At 31.5% G+C, this 21,084-nt stretch carries 17 protein-coding genes; 1 reads left to right on the plus strand and 16 read right to left on the minus strand.

The window, feature by feature from the left end:
* Positions 1-20: 20 nt before the first annotated feature.
* From XJ44_RS01800 to XJ44_RS01875, 16 genes are all read right to left on the minus strand, one after another.
* Positions 21-1,742, minus strand: a complete 1,722-nt coding sequence (locus XJ44_RS01800; RefSeq protein ID WP_084758738.1) for an ABC transporter ATP-binding protein — start codon at positions 1,740-1,742, stop codon at positions 21-23.
* A 5-nt stretch (positions 1,743-1,747) separates the two neighbouring features.
* Positions 1,748-3,910 carry a hypothetical protein gene (locus XJ44_RS01805; RefSeq protein WP_077197875.1) on the minus strand — a complete coding sequence of 721 codons (2,163 nt, stop codon included), beginning with the start codon at positions 3,908-3,910 and terminating at the stop codon, positions 1,748-1,750.
* 11 nt (positions 3,911-3,921) lie between these two features.
* A complete protein-coding gene (locus XJ44_RS01810) occupies positions 3,922-4,533 on the minus strand; it encodes a hypothetical protein (RefSeq protein ID WP_198927370.1) in 612 nt (203 codons plus the stop codon).
* Between the two features lie 10 nt (positions 4,534-4,543).
* Complete coding sequence (locus XJ44_RS01815) at positions 4,544-6,907, minus strand: hypothetical protein (RefSeq protein WP_075665365.1); 2,364 nt, start codon at positions 6,905-6,907, stop codon at positions 4,544-4,546.
* Positions 6,907-7,434, minus strand: a complete 528-nt coding sequence (locus XJ44_RS01820; protein WP_077197877.1) for a bifunctional nuclease family protein — start codon at positions 7,432-7,434, stop codon at positions 6,907-6,909. The genes XJ44_RS01815 and XJ44_RS01820 overlap by 1 nt, the downstream gene beginning before the upstream one ends.
* Positions 7,415-8,176, minus strand: coding sequence for a lysophospholipid acyltransferase family protein (locus tag XJ44_RS01825; RefSeq protein ID WP_077197878.1), 762 nt, complete (start codon positions 8,174-8,176; stop codon positions 7,415-7,417). Before XJ44_RS01825 ends, XJ44_RS01820 begins: the two co-directional genes overlap by 20 nt.
* Positions 8,173-9,342, minus strand: a complete 1,170-nt coding sequence (gene thiI / locus XJ44_RS01830) for a tRNA uracil 4-sulfurtransferase ThiI (protein ID WP_077197879.1) — start codon at positions 9,340-9,342, stop codon at positions 8,173-8,175. The genes XJ44_RS01825 and thiI overlap by 4 nt, the downstream gene beginning before the upstream one ends.
* Positions 9,343-9,376: 34 nt before the next feature.
* A complete protein-coding gene (locus XJ44_RS01835; protein WP_075665369.1) occupies positions 9,377-9,649 on the minus strand; it encodes a metal-sensing transcriptional repressor in 273 nt (90 codons plus the stop codon).
* Between the two features lie 62 nt (positions 9,650-9,711).
* A complete protein-coding gene (locus tag XJ44_RS01840; protein WP_075665370.1) occupies positions 9,712-11,553 on the minus strand; it encodes an ABC transporter ATP-binding protein in 1,842 nt (613 codons plus the stop codon).
* Positions 11,550-13,274, minus strand: coding sequence for an ABC transporter ATP-binding protein (locus XJ44_RS01845; protein WP_077197880.1), 1,725 nt, complete (start codon positions 13,272-13,274; stop codon positions 11,550-11,552). Before XJ44_RS01845 ends, XJ44_RS01840 begins: the two co-directional genes overlap by 4 nt.
* Complete coding sequence (locus XJ44_RS01850; RefSeq protein ID WP_077197881.1) at positions 13,258-13,707, minus strand: MarR family winged helix-turn-helix transcriptional regulator; 450 nt, start codon at positions 13,705-13,707, stop codon at positions 13,258-13,260. The genes XJ44_RS01845 and XJ44_RS01850 overlap by 17 nt, the downstream gene beginning before the upstream one ends.
* Before the next feature lie 102 nt (positions 13,708-13,809).
* Positions 13,810-15,024 carry an iron-containing alcohol dehydrogenase gene (locus XJ44_RS01855; RefSeq protein WP_075665373.1) on the minus strand — a complete coding sequence of 405 codons (1,215 nt, stop codon included), beginning with the start codon at positions 15,022-15,024 and terminating at the stop codon, positions 13,810-13,812.
* 110 nt (positions 15,025-15,134) lie between these two features.
* Entirely contained in the window at positions 15,135-16,472 is a 1,338-nt protein-coding gene (locus tag XJ44_RS01860) for an FAD-dependent oxidoreductase (RefSeq protein WP_077197882.1), read from the minus strand.
* Positions 16,473-16,624: 152 nt separating this feature from the next.
* On the minus strand, positions 16,625-16,927 hold the full coding sequence (locus tag XJ44_RS01865; protein ID WP_075665375.1) for a hypothetical protein: 303 nt from the start codon (positions 16,925-16,927) through the stop codon (positions 16,625-16,627).
* Between the two features lies 1 nt (position 16,928).
* Positions 16,929-18,641, minus strand: coding sequence for a M3 family oligoendopeptidase (locus XJ44_RS01870; RefSeq protein ID WP_077197883.1), 1,713 nt, complete (start codon positions 18,639-18,641; stop codon positions 16,929-16,931).
* On the minus strand, positions 18,628-20,010 hold the full coding sequence (locus XJ44_RS01875) for an MATE family efflux transporter (RefSeq protein WP_075665377.1): 1,383 nt from the start codon (positions 20,008-20,010) through the stop codon (positions 18,628-18,630). The genes XJ44_RS01870 and XJ44_RS01875 overlap by 14 nt, the downstream gene beginning before the upstream one ends.
* A 114-nt stretch (positions 20,011-20,124) precedes the next feature.
* Between XJ44_RS01875 and XJ44_RS01880 the strand changes: the two genes are divergently transcribed.
* The gene (locus tag XJ44_RS01880; RefSeq protein WP_075665378.1) at positions 20,125-21,084 is read left to right on the plus strand and encodes a potassium channel beta subunit family protein; all 960 of its coding nucleotides are present in this window, start codon (positions 20,125-20,127) and stop codon (positions 21,082-21,084) included.

A 21,084-nucleotide genomic window follows, 5' to 3' on the forward strand; every position in this document is an offset into this window, starting at 1 on the left:
TAGTTTGCAATTATATTTTATCACAAACTTTCCTCAATTAACTGCTTTTTGAACATATTTGCATATAATCCGCCTTTTTGAATTAATTCCTCATGATTTCCTTTTTCAACTATTTGACCATTATCGAAGACATAAATAACATCTGCATCCTTCAAAACCTTTAATCTGTGCGTTATAATAATCATAGTTTTACTTTCCATATTTTTTCTAAGTGATTCAATTATTCTCTCTTCTGTCTCCGGATCAACAGCTGAAAGGCAATCATCAAAAATAAATACATCACTATTTCTTATTAGTGCTCGGGCTATAGTTATTCTTTGCTTTTGCCCTCCTGATAACGTAACTCCTCTTTCCCCTACAACCGTATCATAGCTTTTTGGGAATTTTTCAATGTCACTATGTACAGCAGACAACATGGCATATTCTTTTACCTGCCATTCATCCAAATCTTCCAACCCAAATGCTATATTATTTTTCACACTAGTCGAAAACAAAAATGTTTCTTGAGGTACGTAAGAAATCTTTGTCCTGACTACCTCAGATGGTATATCGTTAATATCATATCCATTTATAAACACATGCCCCTTGTTTACGGGATAAAGTTTACTTATTATCTTGACTATAGTAGATTTTCCACTTCCAACCGTACCAACTATACCAACAAGCTGACCTTTTTTTATTTCTAAATTAACACCTTTCAAAACATACCTATCTGTATCAGGATATTTGTAATCTAGTTCTTTAATTAAAATATTTTCAATTTCGTTTATTTCAACGGAATTTTCTGGTTCCTTTACTTTTGATTTTGTATTTAAAATCTTTAAAATTCTATTGTAAGAAGCTCTACCATTTTGAATTATATTAATTACCCATCCAAACGCAGTCAGTGGCCATACAATCATACCAATATAATTATTAAAGGCAAAAAACATACCAAGTGTTATCTTTTGATTTATAACCATTGGTCCGCCATATGCAATAGTAATAAAATACGACAAAGAACTTATAAAATGAATTAGCGGCCACATTATACCCCAAACTTTAACAAGAGATAATGTTGCCATAAAATTATTATTTGCCTTTTTTGAAAATAAATCTTCAAACTTTGGTAATATTGAAAATGACTTGAGTATTCTAATACCATCTACAGATTCCTCAGTGAAACCACTTAAATCCGAAAAAGTATCTTGAACCTTTTTTGACCTTTTGTATATAAATTTACCAAAGATGAGGGAAATTAACATTATAAATGGCAAAGGAATTAAAGCAATAAGGGTTAATTTCCAACCAACACTAGTTGCCATGAAAAATACTGTAACAACTGACATAAAAGATGCATCAACCATCATAACTATACCAGGTCCAAGCATCCTTTCAAGGTTGTTCATATCATTTGTAAAATGCGCCATTAAATCTCCACTTCTATGTTTATCAAAAAATGACATGTCTAATGACAGCATTTTTTCATAAAGAATCTTTCTTGCCTCATAGGTAAATTTTCTTGCACTACCTATTATAAAAAATCGCCAAAGAAATCTGGTAATAAACATACCTAGTGCTATACCTATTATTCCAAGAGCCATTAATTTTGCAACATGGATATCTGGAGTTTTTACATTCAAACTATCCACAGCTTTTGATATAAATTTTGGAACTATAAGTTGTAATGTATCAACAATTATCAAAGTAAAAATCCCAGATAAGTAAAAAAGAAATCTCTTTTTTATAAATTCTCTAATCAAAAACATCACCTCTCAAGTTCACCAACAAAAATATCTAAGCCTCCAAGATGTCTATCAAAAAGTCCATTTAAAGAATTTGTCTCACCAACAAACTTTATCCTCCCAGATACATTCAATGCTCTTTTTATTTCGTCAAATCCATATCCTCCTCCCACAAAAATCCAATGATTAAGACGTATCACAAAAAAGTCAACAAGCCCTTTTTTGTAATTTAATGAATAAAAATCACCGTCTTTGGAAGCTGTTTTTCCAAAAAGATATATACCATCGTCACCAACTAACATATCATTACATACATCATCTTTACTACCCTCTAAAATATAATCATTTAGTCTATTGCCATTTGAGTCTAAAATCATAATATAGATATTAGAATCATCCGTAATATTCCCTTTACTATCAAAATAAACATTTGAAACTAAATAAATCTTGTCTTTATACACCAAAGCCTTACTTGCAAAATCATCTTCTTTCCCACCAAAAAATCTTATCCACCTTAATCTACCAAAATAATCTACAAAAACAACCATTAAATCTCGACTTTTTCTAAAAGTATTTCCAAAGATAACATAACCACCATCACCTTTAGAAATTGATACTGCTTCATCCAAATACTTTCCACCAAAATTCCTCTTCCAAATAATATTCCCATCAAAATCTACTTTTATCAAAAAAACATCAGACCATCCGCTTAAATCAACAAAATCATCAGACCAAGTATCTCCAAAAATTAACAATCCATCATTTTCAACTATAACTTCTCTTCCCCTATCTTTATATCTTCCGCCGTAAACCTTTTTCCACAAAATTACATCGTCTTTCAAAGCATAAAGGATTATATCTTGTGCACCATTGGCCAATACATAGAGAATACCATCCTTCTTTTTTAAATCTACCAACTCACCATCCAAATCAAAATAAAATTTAACCCCATCTTTTAAAATAAACGGTCTTTTTCCTTCTTTTCCAAGAATATAGTAACTTCCATCTATATACGTATAGTTATAGACATGGTCATCTTCCTTTGAACCTATTACACCTAAAATCTTTACGGCAGGATTTGTGTAAAATTCGAAAACAGGAGTTTCAATTGTGTTATATCCATCTGTAACCTTTAATTTCCAAAAATACTTTGAATTAGATGATAAATCTTTAATTTCATATACATTAGCCCTATAATTCCTCACAACGGGCTTCAATTTATCTTTTGAAATACCAAAATACAAAGTTGAAAGCGTTTCATCATCATCCTCTATATTCCATCTAAAGGTTATACTCTTCCCAACACCCTTTAAACCATTTTTAGGAAAAATTATTCTAATTTTAGGTTTTTGATTTTTTACGTAAATTTCTTTATAACTACTATATACGTACTCTCCCGCTAAATTTACGGCTTTCAGTCGTAATTTGTATTTTACATTTGGTTTAACACTTAAAATATACTCTGAAGAACCCAATTTTATTTCCTCGTTGTTGATTTCTAAATAATACTCAAAATCGTCATACTTATTATATTTTACTTTATACTTTCCTTCTTCTTTTATAATTTCAAAATCGATAGATACAGGATTAATGTAAAATTCAAAGGTATTAGAAACCGCTTTTGCTCCAAACTCATCTTCACATTGAACGCTCCATTTGTATTTTCCAGTGGGAAGCACAATTTCATATTTATTATCCTTTAATTTAATTTCTCTATTGTTTAAATACAAAGTATAATTTAACTTATCATTATCTTCTGCATCCCATGAAAAAGTAACTCTATTACCATTTACAGTGGCTCTTGCATCTAAAATCTTAGGAATATCGTTCAAAATAGTAAAACTACTTACAGGTGTTTCAATATAATCATTTCCAAATTTTATTCCAACCTTCCAAAAATAAGTTCCAGGTTTTAATGAAATAGGATATTTTGTTTCTATACCATCGTACACCTTTTCCAATTCATTTGTACCCAAAAACAACTCTGAAATTAAAGAAAGTTCCCTTTTATACTGAATGTCCCATTTTAATTCCACATTCCTACTATTCAAAATAGAATTATCTTTTGGAAATATTAAATTAACCCTTGGAGATTCAACTTGGGTGAACTTAATAATTAATACTATACTTACAATACTTAAAACTATAAATAGTAAATACAAATATGATTTTTTCTTATTTTCCAAATATACCCCTCCTAAAACACAATCCCCTTCCAAATAATACTAAAAAATATAGCAAAAACAGGACTTATCCACCATACATGATCAAATTTCTTCACCTTCCACAATCTAAATAAAAATCCAAAAAACAAAGATAAGAACGCAAAAAATGGTTTACCAGCAAGAAAAAATATAAAGAATGCCAATCGCTCTGAAATACCTTCCAAATCCTCGTAATTCTCTATTGCGGGATAAAAATTTCTAAAAAAGTAGGAAAGTGCCGTGGTAACCAAAGCCATACCAAGTATATATAAGACGAATTCTTTTGAAAGATACGAAGTTTTAAAATAATCTGAAACAATAAAATTAAATATTAAAGCAATTATCATCCCGGCTACTTCAATTAAATGATAATACACCTTTTTATTTACTTTAACACGTAGATAATCAAAAAAAAGATGTATAGCTATGAAAGTAAATAAAATCACAGGTACGGTATAAAGTAGTGTATCAAAAGTAAAAGCTAAAATTGCAAAGGCAGACCAAATTAGATGTTGTATAAAATTCCATCCTTTTAAATGCCTCAATTTGCTGTTGTGGGTAAATCCATGATCAGCTACATAATGTCCTAAAAAAAGGTGCAGCATCATCTCACTCCTAATCCTTTTTTACTTTATATTTCAATATTCCATCTTTAGTTACAAGATACAAATATTCACCATCTGAATCCGCTGTCAAAACTTCATTGTCAAGTTTCTCTATAATCTTCAAAACCCTTCTTTCTGGAATATCAATTATTGTAATAAAATTTCTTCCAATAGTTAAGAAATAATTTCCCACTCTAAAAATAGCTATATTACCTATCCAACCTTCACCTATATAATTTCCAACAGTCGAACCTATATCATAAAATAAAAATCCATAGCTTCTTGTAACTCCCAAAACTTCATTCCTATAAATTATTACATCTGAAATATCAATACTTTTATTTTTAAGTTCAGGTACACTTAAAAGCAGATTTAATCTTGGTATATAAATTTGTTTATTTGTATATAAAATAAGATAATTTTCAACCACCTTAATTCTCCCATACTGTCCTTTTAAATCTACTATTTTCTTACCAAATGGATCCCAAAAACTAACAATTTCCCCGGAATTAACCGCTGTATACACTCCCTCTTGTGTTGCAAGAAAATCCGCCACATAAACAACATTGTATTTTTTCTTTATAGCTGGACTATAAAAGTAAATCTCACTTGCCGTTCTAAAGGAAACCCCACCAAAGCTCTTTTTTAAGTTAAATATAGGTCCTTCCATGAGTTTCGTACCATTTCCATACAATCCATTTGGTCCTCCTGTATAAATAACTGACTTAAAAATGGCAATTTGATTTCCAGGAAAATCCAATTTTTTGTCAAAATCCACAACTATTGAATTTGAAATTCTTGCACCATTAAATCTATATGGTCTCAACTTAGATAAATACACTTCTTTTTCTTTTTCAGTCTTTGATACATACTCTCTATAGTTATCATCTTTGTACTCGGGGATCTTAATTTCACCAAACTCTAAAAATTGTTTTAACTTTTCCACAAACTCGTTAGAAGAATAAAACGAATAAGCATCTCCTTTTATTTGAATAAGATCAATTCCATCTATTTTTGCAGAATCCACTGAGACAATTCCATCACCTTTTCCACTAACAAGCTCAGGATAAAATTTTTCAAGAGTACTATTTTTAACGTCTATACCAAAAGGAGGAGTTGTCCCAATAAATGAAACCATGCTTACATTATCTTTTCTTGAAAGCGTCTTCATCTTTTCCAAAAGTTTGGAATCCGGTAAAATTTCACTCCAATATGTATTTACTGTCTCAATAAAAGTATAAATATGTGTCTGAATTGAAGAAATCATGTTTTCATCAAGGTTATAAATCTTTGATAACGCCTCTGGGGTCTTTCCATACAAAAGTGAACCAAAATATACGGGATTTGAAATATTTGTACCCTTAAATGGCACAGAAATAAATGCAATTTTTCTAACATTGTTAATTTCTGGATGCAACAATAAACAATAAGAAATTATTAATCCCCCAATATCTTGAGCTATAACATCAAATTTGAAATTCTTGAATCTTTTCAATTCAGATGCAAGCTTCTCAGCTTCAAATTCAATATAGCTTTTTAACTCCGAACGCTTAAAATAATCATCTACCATATCTTTATACAGCTTTGATCTTACTTCGTAAAGTGGATAATTATACATCATTATAGTTCTATCGGAAAATACAACCGACCAAAAATTTAAATCTGGACTATCATCTGATTTAAAATATCCCTTGAAATTTCTATCTGAGCCTGGAATAACCAAAATAGCGGGTTTTGGTGTAAGTTTTTCAACAAGCACCTTTATACCCAATTCTTGTTTTTTTGGGTTTAAAGCCACGATTCCTATCTTTGAACTATGGAAAGATTGAGTTTCAACGTAATATCCTTTTTCATCTTTTCCTATATAACTTCCAGGAAAGATCCTATAGGCAGAACCTTTATCGGGAATGTACGCAAGTGCAACATTGTTATAATCTATACCATAATAATAATCAGATGGAAAATAATATTTAAAAGTAATTGGTCTATATGCAAAATCAACCTTTCCATCTTTTGGAATAACATCGTACACCGTGTCTATAAACGGGTAATTTTTAAATAAGTCTGGATCAGTATCCGGTGTAATAGGATTTAACCTAAAAGATTTTTCATACGGAAAGGCACCTTTTGGAATATTTATATAAAGATTTTTCACAACAGTTGTTTCTTGTTGCGCCTTTATCTCAATTTGAGACTTTTTCTTTAAAAACTGACCAATTAATATAGCAAAAGCTACTGCAACTATCACAATAGATATAGATAACAAAAGCAAAAGCTTTCTTTTGTATATAGTTTTCAATAACTCAATTACTCTACCAAATAATTTTCCAAATAGTTCTTTTGCTCTCCCTAAAATATTCTTTAAAAAATCCATTAATTATCCCCCTGTGAACCTTTCCCAAATTTTTTTCTAAATTCGTCTAAGTCCAAATTTTCAACAAATTTTTTAAACTCGTCATCTTCTTTATCATAATCCTCATTAGGATAATCAATTGAATAATCCAATACTAACTCATTTGAAACATATATCGGCGAAGATGTCTTTAAAGCAAGAATAATAGCATCAGATGGTCTTGCGTCAAATTCTATCAATCCATCATCCTCTTCGTCGTTTGCAGTCAAATCTTTTAATATTACTTTTGCATAAAAAGTATTATCTTCAATTTTGTTTATTAATATCTTCTCCATCTTTGCCTCAAGTCCTTCAACCATTGAAAGTAAAAGATCATGGGTTAACGGTCTTTCAAAAGTTACATTTTCCAAAATCATAGCAAGTACACTTGCTTCGCATGCACCTATCCATATTGGAAGTATCTTTTTAGTACCTTCAATAGATAAAATCACAACGGGTGAATTATTTACTTTATCCAATGCCAATGCTTTAATTGTCGCCCTTTTCATCCCAAATCCCCCTTTCAAAATCCTCAACGCCTTTTGAAACTACACTTTTTACATATTCTCTTAAAACTTTCTCACTATCAAAAATGTTGGGATCCACTAAATCATGGATTTTAATATATATAGGATGCCTTTTTATAAACAAACTCTTTTTTCTAAGTACTTTATGCGCTCCCCAAATGGAAATCGGCAAAATCTTAATCTTATACTTGTAAGCTATCTCCAAACTTCTATTTTTAAAATCTAGAACCTTCCCATCAAAACTTCTCGTACCTTCTGGGAACAAAACAAAATGAACTCCTTCATTTAGTTTTCTTATAACTTCTTTCAAAGACATTGCCGTCTTTCTCACATTCCCTCTATCTATTAAAACACTTCTAAGATATTTTAAAAACCAATTTATTCCCGGCACCTTTCCCAATTCCTTTTTGGCAATAAACGCAACAGGTTCAACAAATCCAATAATTAAAGGAATATCAAGAGCACTTTGATGATTAGACACGACAATATAATTTTCATCTATTTTTGGCTTTTTACCAAATACGTGCACCTTAATCCCAAGTAATTTAAAAGTCATCCTACCGAAAATTTCAATCTGCTTTACAACAAATTTTCTAGATACTTCTTTGTTAAATAAACCTATAACAAATCCTACAAATAAAACTATCGCACCGTATATTACAATATAAACAAAGGCCCCAATCAAAAAATATAACGTATAAAAAAACTCAAATATTTTTCTCATGACTCCCTCCCTAACGTATAACTTTCCATCTTATTAAATACCTTTTCTTCCAATTCAAATAGTTTGTCAAGTTTTTGTTCAATTTCCTTTAACTCTCCAATCGAAGATTTAGTTGCGGGATTTTTAGGTGCAAAAGCCACACAACTGTCTATATAAGGTAATATTGAAATTCCATATGTTTCTATCTCCTTTGCTTTTTCAATAATATCTAGCTTTTCAAAGCCAATTAATGGTCGTAGAATTGGAATATCAGAAACATCTTCAATAGTTCTTAAATTAGAAAGTGTTTGACTTGCAACTTGCGCAATATTCTCACCCGTTATAATTGCACTGGCTTTTCTTTTCTTTGAAAGTTTGTTTGCTATTCTTATCATACTTCTTCTTTGAATAATCAAAGAATATCTATCTGGCACATTTGACTTTATGTACTGCTGAACTTCCGTAAAAGGAACGATATGAGTTCTTAAGGTATCAGGGGTATATTTTGATAAAACATCAGCCAAATCTAATATCTTCTTTACAGATTTTTCACTCGTAAATGGTGGACTTAAAAAGCTTAACGTTTCAAGTTTTAACCCACGCTTTAGCATATACCAACCTGCCACAGGGCTATCTATTCCTCCACTTAAAAGTAAAATTGCCTTACCCGAAACACCAACCGGGAGTCCTCCATACAATCTTTCCTTACCAACAAAGATAAAAGCTTCCTTTTCTTTTATCTCAATTCCAACTGTTATATCGGGATTATGAACATCAACATTTAAATTGTCAAATTCTTCAAGTACGTAAGCACCAATATATGCACTCAACTCATTAGAAGTCATTGGAAATTCTTTAAAAGACCTTTTCGTTTGAACCTTAAAAGTTTTCTTTCCTTTTATATTCAAACTCAACAATTTTTTTACAGCCTCTTTTATTTCATCAATGTCATGACTTACCGCATATGCATAACTAAAATTTTGTATCCCAAACACATATTTTAATCTTTCTTTTATTTCCAAAAATGACATATTTTTTAACCTTATAATTATTCTTCCATACCTTTTACTTATTTCAGGCGGTCTTGCAATCTTTCTTATATTATCAATAAGTTTTTTTTCAAAATATCCCCTATTTTTCCCTTTTAATCCTATTTCAAAATACCTTACTACAACTACTGGCTCCATTTGAAGCCTCCTTTCTGGTAATATTCTATCACATCTAAACGATTTTGTTTAAGTAACTTATAACTTCTTCCAATTCTTGTATTTTCCTATCCACTTCTTCTACGTCTTCTGAAAAAATCGCACTTTTTACACATGTCTCAAGATGTGAATTTAAAACCTGAACATTTGCTTTTTTCAAAAGGGCAATCGTTGCAAGAATTTGCTTTGAAATATCTATACAATATCTGTTATCTTCTACCATCTTTATTACCGCCTCAACTTGCCCTTTGGCATTCTTCAATGTTCTTAACGCATCCTTATGCTTCACATAACCAACCTCCTTCCCTTAAATTATACCATGAAAAAAACTCTCTGCATTCGCAGAGAGTTTTACACATAAGCACCTAAAAATTGACTTTTATACAATTCTGCATAAAAACCATTTTTATTCATCAGCTGCTCATGTGTACCTTTTTCGATTATTTTTCCTTCATTCATTACCAAAATCATATCCGCATCTTTAATAGTCGATAATCTATGTGCAATAACAAAATTAGTTCTACTATGCATCAATCTTTTCATAGCACTCTGAATATATTTCTCAGTCAACGTATCCACATTACTAGTAGCTTCGTCTAAAATTAAAATATCTGGATCCACTACAAAAGCCCTTGCTATCGTTATAAGCTGTTTCTCCCCTTGAGAAATATTTGAAGCTTCTTCATTAATAACGGCATCATATCCTCCAGGCAATGCCATTATAAAGTGATGAGCATGTGCTAACTTTGCAGCATTTATTATTTCTTCTTCAGTGGCATTATCTTTACCATATGCAATATTTTCCCTAATAGTACCATTAAACAACCAAGTGTCTTGTAAAACCATCCCAAAGAACCTTCTCAAATTATTTTTTCTCAATTTCCTTATATCCACACCATCTATGGTAATTCTTCCCTTTTGTATCTCGTAAAACCTCATCAATAAATTCACAAGAGTTGTTTTTCCGGCACCTGTTGGCCCAACAATGGCAATAGTCTGACCACTTTTCACATCAATATTTAAGTCTTCAATTAATTTTTTGTCTTTACTATAACTAAAATAAACATTTTCAAATTTCACATTTTCTTCAACAGACTTCAATTCTATGGCATTCTCTGGATCAGGTTCTTCTTCTTTCTCATCTAAAATTTCAAAAACTCTTTCCGATGCTGCAAGAGTTGACTGAATCATGTTCATTATATTTGCAACTTGAGAAATAGGTTGATTAAATTGTTGAGAGTATTGAATAAATGCCTGCACATCACCAAGTTGGATAATGCGTTTCGTCACCATTATTCCACCCATTATCGAAACTATAACATACCCCAAATTACCAACAAATCTCATAATAGGCATAGTTATTCCAGAAACAAATTGTGCCTTCCAAGCAGAACCATATAACTTTTCGTTATACTCCTCAAATCTTTTAATACTTTCTTCTTCCATGTTATATCCTTTTACAACAATTAATCCGCCAAACATCTCTTCGACATGTCCGTTTACATTTCCAAGAAATTTTTGCTGATTTTTAAAATATTTCTGAGATTTCTTTACTATAAGTACTATCAATGATATGCTGATAGGTAGTGTAACCATTGTAACCAAAGTAAGCAAAGGACTAATAGTAAGCATCATTATAATAACACCAACTATTGTAACTATAGAAGTAATAAGTTGCGTCAAACTTTGATTTAAAGTGTTACTAATTAAATCCACATCATTTGTTACTCTACTTAAAATTTCACCATGTGTTCTTGAATCATAAAACCTCAATGGAAGTTTTGAAAGTTTTTCCATAACTTCCGTCCTTAATTTTTTTACAACCTTTTGTGACACACCTGCCATTATATATTGCTGTATATACATAAATAACGCAAATAATCCATACAAAATTCCCACTTCAATCAAAATTTTTAGTATACCTTGGAGATCTATTTTTGCCCTAGGAAATATTTTTCTTGCAAGAAATCCCTGAAACAACTTAGTTGTTGCCTTCCCCAAAACTTTTGGAGCAATAATACTAAATATTGTTCCAGTTATTGCAAGTGCAAATACAATTATCAAAGGAATTGCGTATGGTTTTAAATACCCTAACAATCTTTTCAGTGTTTTTTTGAAATTTTTCGGCTTTTCAACAGCTCCCCTTATTGGTCCTCCAGGTCCTCCTCTACGCACAGGTTTTCCCATACTCATGCTATCTCCTCCTCTGAAAGTTGAGAAGAAACTATTTCCCTATATACCGGACAATTTCTAATGAGTTCTTTATGTGTTCCAATACCCATTATTTTCCCATTTTCTAAAACTATAATCTTATCTGCATTCATAACTGTGGCTACCCTTAGAGAAACTATTATTTTAGTTGCATTCGATAAGTTTTCACGCAAAGCCTTTCTCAATTTTGCATCAGTTTTGAAATCAAGAGCTGAGAAACTATCATCAAAAATATAAACATCTTTATTCCCCACAATTGCCCTTGCAATTGCAAGTCTTTGTTTTTGCCCACCTGAAAGATTTGTCCCACCTTGCGAAACTTTCGTCTTTATACCATCAGGAAACTTTGAAACAAATTCCCAAGCTTGTGCAATCTTTAAGGCCTCTATAATTTCTTCCTCATTGGCATCTTTTTTACCTATTCTTACATTTTCTTCAATTGTTCCAGAAAAAATAACCGGACGCGAGGGGGTTAATGAAATCCTTTCCCTCAAATCTTTTTGAGAAACTTCATTAATATTAATTCCATTAACTAAAATCTCTCCTTTAGTAACATCATAAAATCTCATGAGTAATTTGACAAGAGTACTCTTTCCAGAACCAGAACTTCCAATAATTCCAACTACTTCTCCTGGATTTATCGTAAAACTTGCATTTGATACTGCAGGTTCTTTTCCTCCTTCATAATAAAATGTAACATCTTTAAATTCTATCTTTTCCACGATATCGATCTTCTTCGGTTGTTCTAGATCTTTTATCCTTATTTTTTCTTCTAAAACACTACTAATTCTTTCGGCCGAAGCAGATGCCCTTGGAAGAAAGATAAAAATAACGGATATCATTATAAATGAAAACATAATTTGCATAATGTATTGCATAACTGCCATCATGTTACCTATTTCCAACGTGCCTTTATCAACCTGTAAAGCACCAACCCAAATCAAAAAGACAATAGTTATATTCATAATCAATAAAATCAAAGGAAAAACTAAGGAAAAAATCCTGTTAACTTTAAGAGCTGTACTCGTTAAATCCTCATTGGCATCTTCAAACCTTTGTTTTTCATACTCTGTTTTTGCAAATGCCCTAATGACCCTAACACCTGTAAGATTTTCTCTTAAAACTCTATTTAACTTATCAAGTTTTTTTTGCATTGATTTAAACAATGGAATTGAATATTTCAAAATAAAATACATAGCAACAAACATAACAGGCAACGAAACAAGCAAAACCATAGAAAGCTTTGCACTTTTTGAAACAGCCATTATTGTTCCACCAATAGCCATAACAGGAGCAAGTGCAACTATACGTAACATTATAAACAAAACACTTTGAATTTGTGTAATATCATTTGTATTTCTATTTATAAGCGTTGAAACACCATACTTATCTACCTCGCTTAAAGAAAAATTCATTACCTTTTTAAAAACCATACTCCTAAGATCTTTTCCAAATCCCATAGAAATTCTTGCGGCAAAAAATGTTGAAATAACAGCAGCAGCAACATTTAACAAAGTAATACCAAGCATTTTCCAACCTACACTCCAGATATAATCGACATTTCCCCTTGCAACACCTTTATTAACTATATCCGCCATCAAATTTGGAAGGTACAAATTTAAAATAGCTTGCAAAGTAACAAAAAACAATGTTAAAATAATCAAAAAGGTATATTTCTTTAGATACTTAAAAATTTTTCCCATCTTTCATCGCCTCCAAATTTTTAACAACTTTTTCCAAAAGTTTTTCCAAATGATTTAATTCCCCTTTCGAAAAATCTTTAAAACACGCACTTTCAAACTTTTTTATACTCATTAGTAACTTTTCGTGTATTTCTTCTGCCTTATCTGTAAGATAAACATGAAAATATCTCCTATCCTTTTCATCTACAACCTTTTTTACAAACCCTGCCTTTTCCATTCTTTTTAACATTATTGCCACTGTAGAAGTATTAACCATTATTCTTTCAGCCAATTTCTTTTGTGTTATTCCAGGAAATTTTTTAACAATAAAAAAAAGTGGAATTTGTCCAGGATGAATTCCATATTTTTCCATATCTGCTCTTAAAATCTGAAACTTTAGCTTTTCAATTTCTGAAAAAAGTAAAAAAGCATTTTCAAAATTTTCACTTTTCAATTTTCTCACCTCCAATACATTTACGTGAAACTATTATACATCAAACTATTTTTTTGTCAAAAAAGTGGGGCCAAAAGGCCCCACGAAACTAAAAAACAACTATCATTTTGACAAAGGTTTTAATGAATCCATGTATATTGAAGAAATTGTTTTTTCATCTGCATTAATTGGTGCCATACTCAACAACAATCCCAAAGAAGGTGTTTCAAGTGCAAGTTTTGTAAGTTTTGGAATGTCATTTTCACTAAATCCCATATCTTCTAATTTTTCTGTAACTCCTAAGTTGAACAGCCACTTTTCAATACCAATTGCTATCTTCTCTGCTTCGCCTGGAACACCTTTTAAATCTGGAACAATTGGGCTGTAAATATCCGCTAAAACCTCTGGTTTTGAGGTGTAAATATGTTTTACAACGGCTGGAAGAAGCATTGCAAGCCCAAGTCCATGAGCAAGATCAGGTTTTACTGCACTCAATGGATGTTCAAGTGCGTGTGTAAAGTGCAACAACCCATTATCAAAAGAAATTCCAGCTATTGTAGAAGCATACAAAAGATAATATCTCGCCGTCAAATCATCTGGATGAGCAACTGCTTGAGGTAAATATCTTGCAATAAGCCTTATTGTTTCTTTTGCAAGAAGTATTGAATAAGGACTTGCTACAAGAGTTGTAGCTGCTTCGGTTACGTGATTAACAGCATCAATAGATGTAAAAACTGTTTGACTCTTTGGTAATGTCTTCATCAACTGAGGATCATCAATTGCATATGTTGGATATATACAATCATATGCAAGTGCAGGTTTATATTCTTTCTCTAGAATAGTTGCAACTGCAAACCTATCTACTTCAGTACCTGTACCATGTGTTGTATTAATTGCAATTATTGGTTTTGCTTTAGTTGGTATAAATTTTCCTTCGTATAATTCTTCTGCTGTTTTGTCTGTATATTCAAGTAAAACAGCTACACTTTTTGCTGCATCAATAGGACTTCCTCCACCTATACCTATAACAGCCTTTGCATCATTTTCAATTGCAATCCTTGTTGCTTCATTAATCTGAGTGGTTGTTGGATTTGGAGATACATCTTCGTATATAACATACTTTATGTTTCTTTTTTCAAGTTCAGGTTTTATAACATCCCATGCACCCGTTACCTTATAAGCTACTTTATCTGTCACAAAAATCACACTGTTAATTCCTTGTTCTTTCAAATTGTCAAATATATCACCAATTTTGTTTATTGCACCTACACCAAAATAACACGTTGTTTTACACCTTAATTCAAATACATTGTAAATATCCATTTTGCTTTCCCACATAATTTCACCTCCTGTGAATATTTTCACAAATATTGTACATCGAAAACAGGTTAAAGTGGTTAATTTCACATAAATTTTATGTTAATTTTTTCACGATAAATTTTCCTAAATTAGAAATGATTTTTCAAATATTCCAAACCAGCAACATTCAAAAAATTCCACGGTTTATTAAAATGCGGCTGGAAGAAAAAGTCAACAAACGCAAGTTCATCTATTCTCATCTTATTTTGAATCAAAACGGACATTGTATTCATAGATTGAGTTAAATCAATTTTCGACATTATTTGAGCACCTAATATACGTTTTGTGTTTTTATCGTAAACTACTTTAAAAAATACTTTTTCAAAATATGGCATAAATTCCGGTCTATGATTTTCCACAATGAAAATTGATCCTACATTTAAATTATTTACTCTTGCCATATGCTCTGTAATTCCAGTTGCCGCAATATTTAAATTGTATATCTTTATTCCAGATGTAGATTGAGTCCCCAAATGCATTAACCTCTTTTTCTTTAAATTATACGCAGCTATTGTTCCCATTCTAATCGCATTTGTAGCAAGAGGTATATATTCATATCTTTCCAATGGATTGTAAAATACCGCACAACAATCCCCAGCAGCAAAAACATCTTTTTCACTTGTTTGCATATGCTTATCAACAATTATTGCACCATTATCAAGCATGTTTAGTTTTCCTCTAAATAACTTTGTATTTGGTTTAAATCCCATAGAAAGAATTACCAAATCAGCCTTGTATTCACCCTTTGTAGTTATTACCTTCTCAACTTTTTCAGTTCCCTCAAATTTTATTACCCTTTCACCAAGCGCAAGTTTTATACCTTTTTCCCTTAATTTTTTCTCTGCAACATCTGTTATCTCTTCATCTAAGTATTTGGCTAAAATTCTTGTTTCAATATCTATTAAAGTTACTTTTTTACCATTTTCTCTAATTGCCTCAGCAAGTTCAACTCCAATGTATCCCGCACCAATAATTGCTACATCATTCACATTCTTTACACTTTTCACTATATCATTTGCATGATAAAAATTTTTTGAAAGCAAAATATTTTTTAAATCAATTCCCTCAATTTCAGGAATAACCGGCCATGAACCCGTAGCAATAATCAACTTATCAAATGTTTCCTCAAAAACCTTGCCACTTTTAATATCTTCAACTACCAAAGTCTTATTTTTGAAATCTACTTCTTTTACATTATGTTTCATCTTTGTTTTCACACCAAAACTTTTTAGATGCTCTGGCGATGAATAAAAAAGTTTCTTTGGCTCTTTAACTACACCTTCAACATGCAATGCAATTCCACAAGATAAAAACGAAATGGTATCATTTCTTTCATAGACCGTCACTTCTGCATCTTCATATAGATTCACCGTATTTATGGCTGCAGCAGTGCCTGCATGAGTACACCCTATAATTGCAACTTTCATTTATATCCCTCCTTGTGATTTTTTTATCAACCAGTTTTATTATAACATATTCTTACCAAAGTAAATTAATTATACCTTACAAACTTTTTAATAACTAACTATTTGACAAAAAAAGCTTCGGCACATGCCGAAGCTAATGAGCAATTATAAATCTACTTTTGGGATAATTTTTTCAATCTTTCCGGATTCATATAGTTTAAACAACAGCCGCTTCCAAACATTTTCACTTCTTTATCCTTTTCCAATTCAACTATCTTGTCATAGATATCGCACTTATTATCATCTGTTAAATATTCACATTGCTTCTTTTTACTATTCCATTTTCCATAATAACAAGGTGTTATCTTACAACAATATCCACATTGTACACATTCTGGACAATTCGTCTTTTTTCTTACACTTTCAACAAATTCGTCTAAACTTTCAAACTCTTCGTTAAAATCTTCAAAAAACAAATTAATCCCCTTCCAAAGTTTTTAATCTATCTTCGACAAAATCTACAATCTCTCCAATATACTCTTCTGAAAAATCTAATTTTATACCTGCAACTTCATAGACCTTATCAATTGGTACTTTATATCCAACCTTTAAAAAGTTGTGATAACTCTCTATAGCTTTTTCTGAGTTTTCGACGTAATTTCTATATATTGACAATGCTCCAAGTTGTGCAATTCCATATTCTATATAGTAGAAAGGTACTTCAAATATATGCAATTGGAATAACCATCTGTATTTCTTTTCAAGTTCAAGATTTGTCCAATCCACTCCTTGATTAAATCTATCCATCAATTTTCCAAAATATTCTGCTCTTTCTTCAGCAGAGTGCCCTGGATTGCTGTAGATCCACTGTTGAAATGCATCAACTGTCATACACCAAGGCAGGAATAAAATAGCACTTTCAAGCTCTTCTATCATTGCCTTTTTTAACTCTTCATTATCTTTATAATACTCATTCCAATGGTGCATAGTTAACAATTCCATACTCATCGAAGCAAGTTCTGCTATTTCCATACGATTTGGTCTATAATATGTAACAGGTATGTCTACCGTTTCAAAGGTATGCATAGCATGTCCTGATTCATGCAGCAAGGTCCTTACATCCCCACTCTGTCCCGTTGCGTTCATAAAAATAAACGGTGCACCTGTTTCCGGCAATGGATAGTTGTATCCACCTGGTGCCTTTCCCTTTCTATTTTCAAGGTCAAGCAATCCAGTGTTTTTCATCATTTCTAACCTTTCACCAAAAAGTGGTTTAACTTTTCCAAGTACTTTTATCGCCTTTTCAACAAATTCATCTACCGTTTTATACGGTTTAAGTACTTTTCCATCAACATCAACAGCTGTATCCCACGGTCTTAATGTATCAACTCCTAATTTTTTCGCACGTTTTTGCATTCTTTTTCTAAAAAATGGCATAACTTTCTTTTCCACTGCCTCGTGAAATTTGTAAACATCTTCTACCGTATATTCAAATCTTCCTTTTGCTTTATGCATATAATCTCTATAATTTTCAAAACCTGCATTTTTTGCTTGCTTTATTCTAATTTCTTTTAACTCATCAAAAAGGTTATCAAGCTCTTCTCTTTTTTCTAACAATCCTTCATACCTTTTTCTCCATGCTTCCTCCCTTATTACCCTATCAGGTGATTTTAAATATGGTATAAGTTGTTGGAGGGTCTTTTCCTCGCCCCTAAAATTTACAGTTATAGAACCAAAGATAGCACCATATTTATTTGAAAGTTTTCTTTCTTCTACCTGTAAAGGTATATTTTCTTCTCTAAATAATTCAATGTTATTTGAAATTATATTCAGCATATGTACATATTCTCTTGAAAATTCTACTTTACTATCATATATCTTTTTTTCAAGTTTTATATAATAGGGTTTTAATTTTGAAACAACGTTTTGAAAATAGTCGTTAAATTTTTCGGCATATTCCTTTTTATCCGAAAACCTCGTCATGTTAATATATCTCCAACCCATTTCCTCAGATACAATATCGGAAAGTTCTGTAAATTTTTCTACTAACTTTACAACTTCCTCTTCCGTTTCAACTTTCTCTTCAAGCAGACTATTTAAAATCTCAATAATCTTACTGGCATCTGTTGAATCTAGCCCCATAAAATACTTTCTTTTCTTTTTTTCAATCTTTTTGTCAGTAAATATCATCACATTTACCCCCTTTTTTCTGCACAATTGTTTTTTTCCAATCTGAAAATTTAACAAAAAGATATGCCAAAATCATTGCTGCCACATTACTAATTATCATAGCAAAAAACAATCCTGTAAAGCCAAAAGTAGAGGAAAAAATTGCTATTAACGGCACCCTAATTCCCCATAATCTTGTTATATCAACTATCATTGACAATTCCGTTCTTCCAGCACCCACAAGTGTGTTGATAAAAACAGACATAGAAGTAAAAAACGGCAAAGAGAAAGAAACGTATTTAAAGAATATATATCCCACTCTTATGACCTCTTGATCATTTATAAAAAACCTGGTAAGTTCTCCACCAAAGAAAAAGGTCAAAGTACTTAAGGAAAATACGATTAAAAAATTTGAAATAAACGCAACTTTTACCGTTTTTTCAGCACTTTTCAAATCTCCCGCACCTAAAAATTGCCCCACCATAGTGGTAACAGAATTACCAATACCAAATGATATCATCGTAATAAAGTTTATAATTCTATTTCCCACACCATATGCACTAACAACTGTAGGGCCAAAACTAGAAACGAACCTCATTATAACCACAAATCCCAAAGAAGTTATAGACATACTCAAAGAACTTGGTAGTCCAATACGAAATACCTTTTTTACCAATGAAAAATCCGGTTTTAAATCTTCAAAACCTATCTTAAACCCTCTTTTCCCTGCAAATAAGTGTTCAATTGAAATTACAGCTGCAACAACTCTTGCAATTGTTGTAGCCCAAGCTGCACCAATTACCCCCATTTTTGGAATAAACCAAAAACCAAAAATAAATATTGGATCCAAAATTATATTAACCACAGTTGAAATAAACATCAATTTCATTGTAAATTTTGAATCTCCCCAACCTCTTAAAATAGAAGAAATTGAGTTAAAGATAAAACCAAATGGCAACCCTATCATTATTATGTTAAAATAATTAACCGCATAATTTATTACTTCTTTACTATTTTCACCAGCAATTAAAGTAATTACATGACGTGAAATTATAATAGCTATTATCGCTAAAGAAATACCCAAAAGTGTGGAAATTACAACAGTTTGACCTGCAGCTTTTCTTGCAGCCTTCTTATTTGAAGCTCCTGTAAATTGTGCCACTAACGTTACTCCAGCTTGTGCAAAACCTATAGAAAGTGAAATAAAAACAAATATAAGTGGCCATACTATTGTAGGAGCAGAAAACTCTATCTTTCCCAGCTTTCCCAAAAAATAAGCATCAACTGCATTGTAAAATGTCTGCATTAAATTTGATATAACTAAAGGCCAACTCAGCAAAAAAAGCGATTTTATTATACTTTGCTTGAATAAATCAACCCTATTTTTCAAAAATTCCCCCTCCAATTATTCGCTATGCTAATTATAACATATTTCAACCAAAAACAATATATTTCGCAAAGCGAATATTTTATGATATAATTTTTTCGTAAGGAGGTGAAAGATATGAATTACAGAAAAGTGGGAAAATGGGGATTAAAGATAAGTGAAGTTTCACTTGGATCATGGCTCACTTTCGGAAATCAACTAGACATTCAAAAAGCCAAAGAAATAGTAAGAGAAGCTTTCAAAAATGGAATAAACTTCTTTGACACGGCAGAAGCATACGCAAATGGTATGGCTGAATCCATGTTAGGTGAAGTCTTAAAGGAATTCAAAAGAAGTGACATTGTGGTTTCCACGAAAATATTTTGGGGTGGAAACGGACCAAATGACAGAGGGCTTTCAAGAAAACACATTTTAGAAGGAACATTTGCTTCACTTAAAAGGTTACAACTAGACTACGTTGACATTGTCTACTGCCACCGCCCTGATCCAGAAACACCTATTGAAGAGACCGTTCTTGCAATGGATTATTTAGTGAGAAACGGTTATGCACTCTATTGGGGTACTTCCGAATGGAGTGGGGACCAACTTGAAAAAGCCCACATAGCATGCAAAGAATTAAACTGCATACCACCTATTGTAGAACAACCGCAATACAACATGCTTGTAAGGGACAGGGTAGAAAAAGAATATCAACCTATATACGAAAAATACGGCATGGGGTTAACAATTTGGAGTCCTCTTGCTTCTGGGATTCTAACTGGAAAATATAACAACGGCATCCCAGAAGATTCAAGACTTGCAAGATTTCCAAACCTAAAAAAACACCTTGAAGAAAACGGTATATTAACGGAAAAAACATTTGAAAAACTACAAAAATTACAAAAAATTGCAGATGAATTGAATGCAAAGCTCTCGCAACTTGCCATCGCATGGTGTTTGTTGAATCCAAATGTAAGTAGTGTTATCCTGGGGGTATCAAAGATTGAACAATTACATGAGAATCTTAAAGCAATAGAAATTAAGGAAAAAATAACAGAGGATATAGAAAAAGAAATAAGAAAAATTTTGGAGGAATGA

Origin of the sequence: Thermosipho affectus (assembly GCF_001990485.1) — a bacterium.
In the GTDB taxonomy this organism is placed as follows: Bacteria; Thermotogota; Thermotogae; order Thermotogales; family Fervidobacteriaceae; genus Thermosipho; species Thermosipho affectus.

Coding starts and splice junctions, on each gene's coding strand:
- XJ44_RS01810 (WP_198927370.1), bottom strand. CDS start 4,533: ATGCTGCACCTTTTTTTAGGACATTATGTAGCTGATCATGGATTTACC.
- XJ44_RS01815 (WP_075665365.1), bottom strand. CDS start 6,907: ATGGATTTTTTAAAGAATATTTTAGGGAGAGCAAAAGAACTATTTGGA.
- XJ44_RS01820 (WP_077197877.1), bottom strand. CDS start 7,434: ATGAAAAGGGCGACAATTAAAGCATTGGCATTGGATAAAGTAAATAAT.
- XJ44_RS01825 (WP_077197878.1), bottom strand. CDS start 8,176: ATGAGAAAAATATTTGAGTTTTTTTATACGTTATATTTTTTGATTGGG.
- thiI (WP_077197879.1), bottom strand. CDS start 9,342: ATGGAGCCAGTAGTTGTAGTAAGGTATTTTGAAATAGGATTAAAAGGG.
- XJ44_RS01840 (WP_075665370.1), bottom strand. CDS start 11,553: ATGAGTATGGGAAAACCTGTGCGTAGAGGAGGACCTGGAGGACCAATA.
- XJ44_RS01845 (WP_077197880.1), bottom strand. CDS start 13,274: ATGGGAAAAATTTTTAAGTATCTAAAGAAATATACCTTTTTGATTATT.
- XJ44_RS01855 (WP_075665373.1), bottom strand. CDS start 15,024: ATGTGGGAAAGCAAAATGGATATTTACAATGTATTTGAATTAAGGTGT.
- XJ44_RS01860 (WP_077197882.1), bottom strand. CDS start 16,472: ATGAAAGTTGCAATTATAGGGTGTACTCATGCAGGCACTGCTGCAGCC.
- XJ44_RS01870 (WP_077197883.1), bottom strand. CDS start 18,641: ATGATATTTACTGACAAAAAGATTGAAAAAAAGAAAAGAAAGTATTTT.
- XJ44_RS01880 (WP_075665378.1), top strand. CDS start 20,125: ATGAATTACAGAAAAGTGGGAAAATGGGGATTAAAGATAAGTGAAGTT.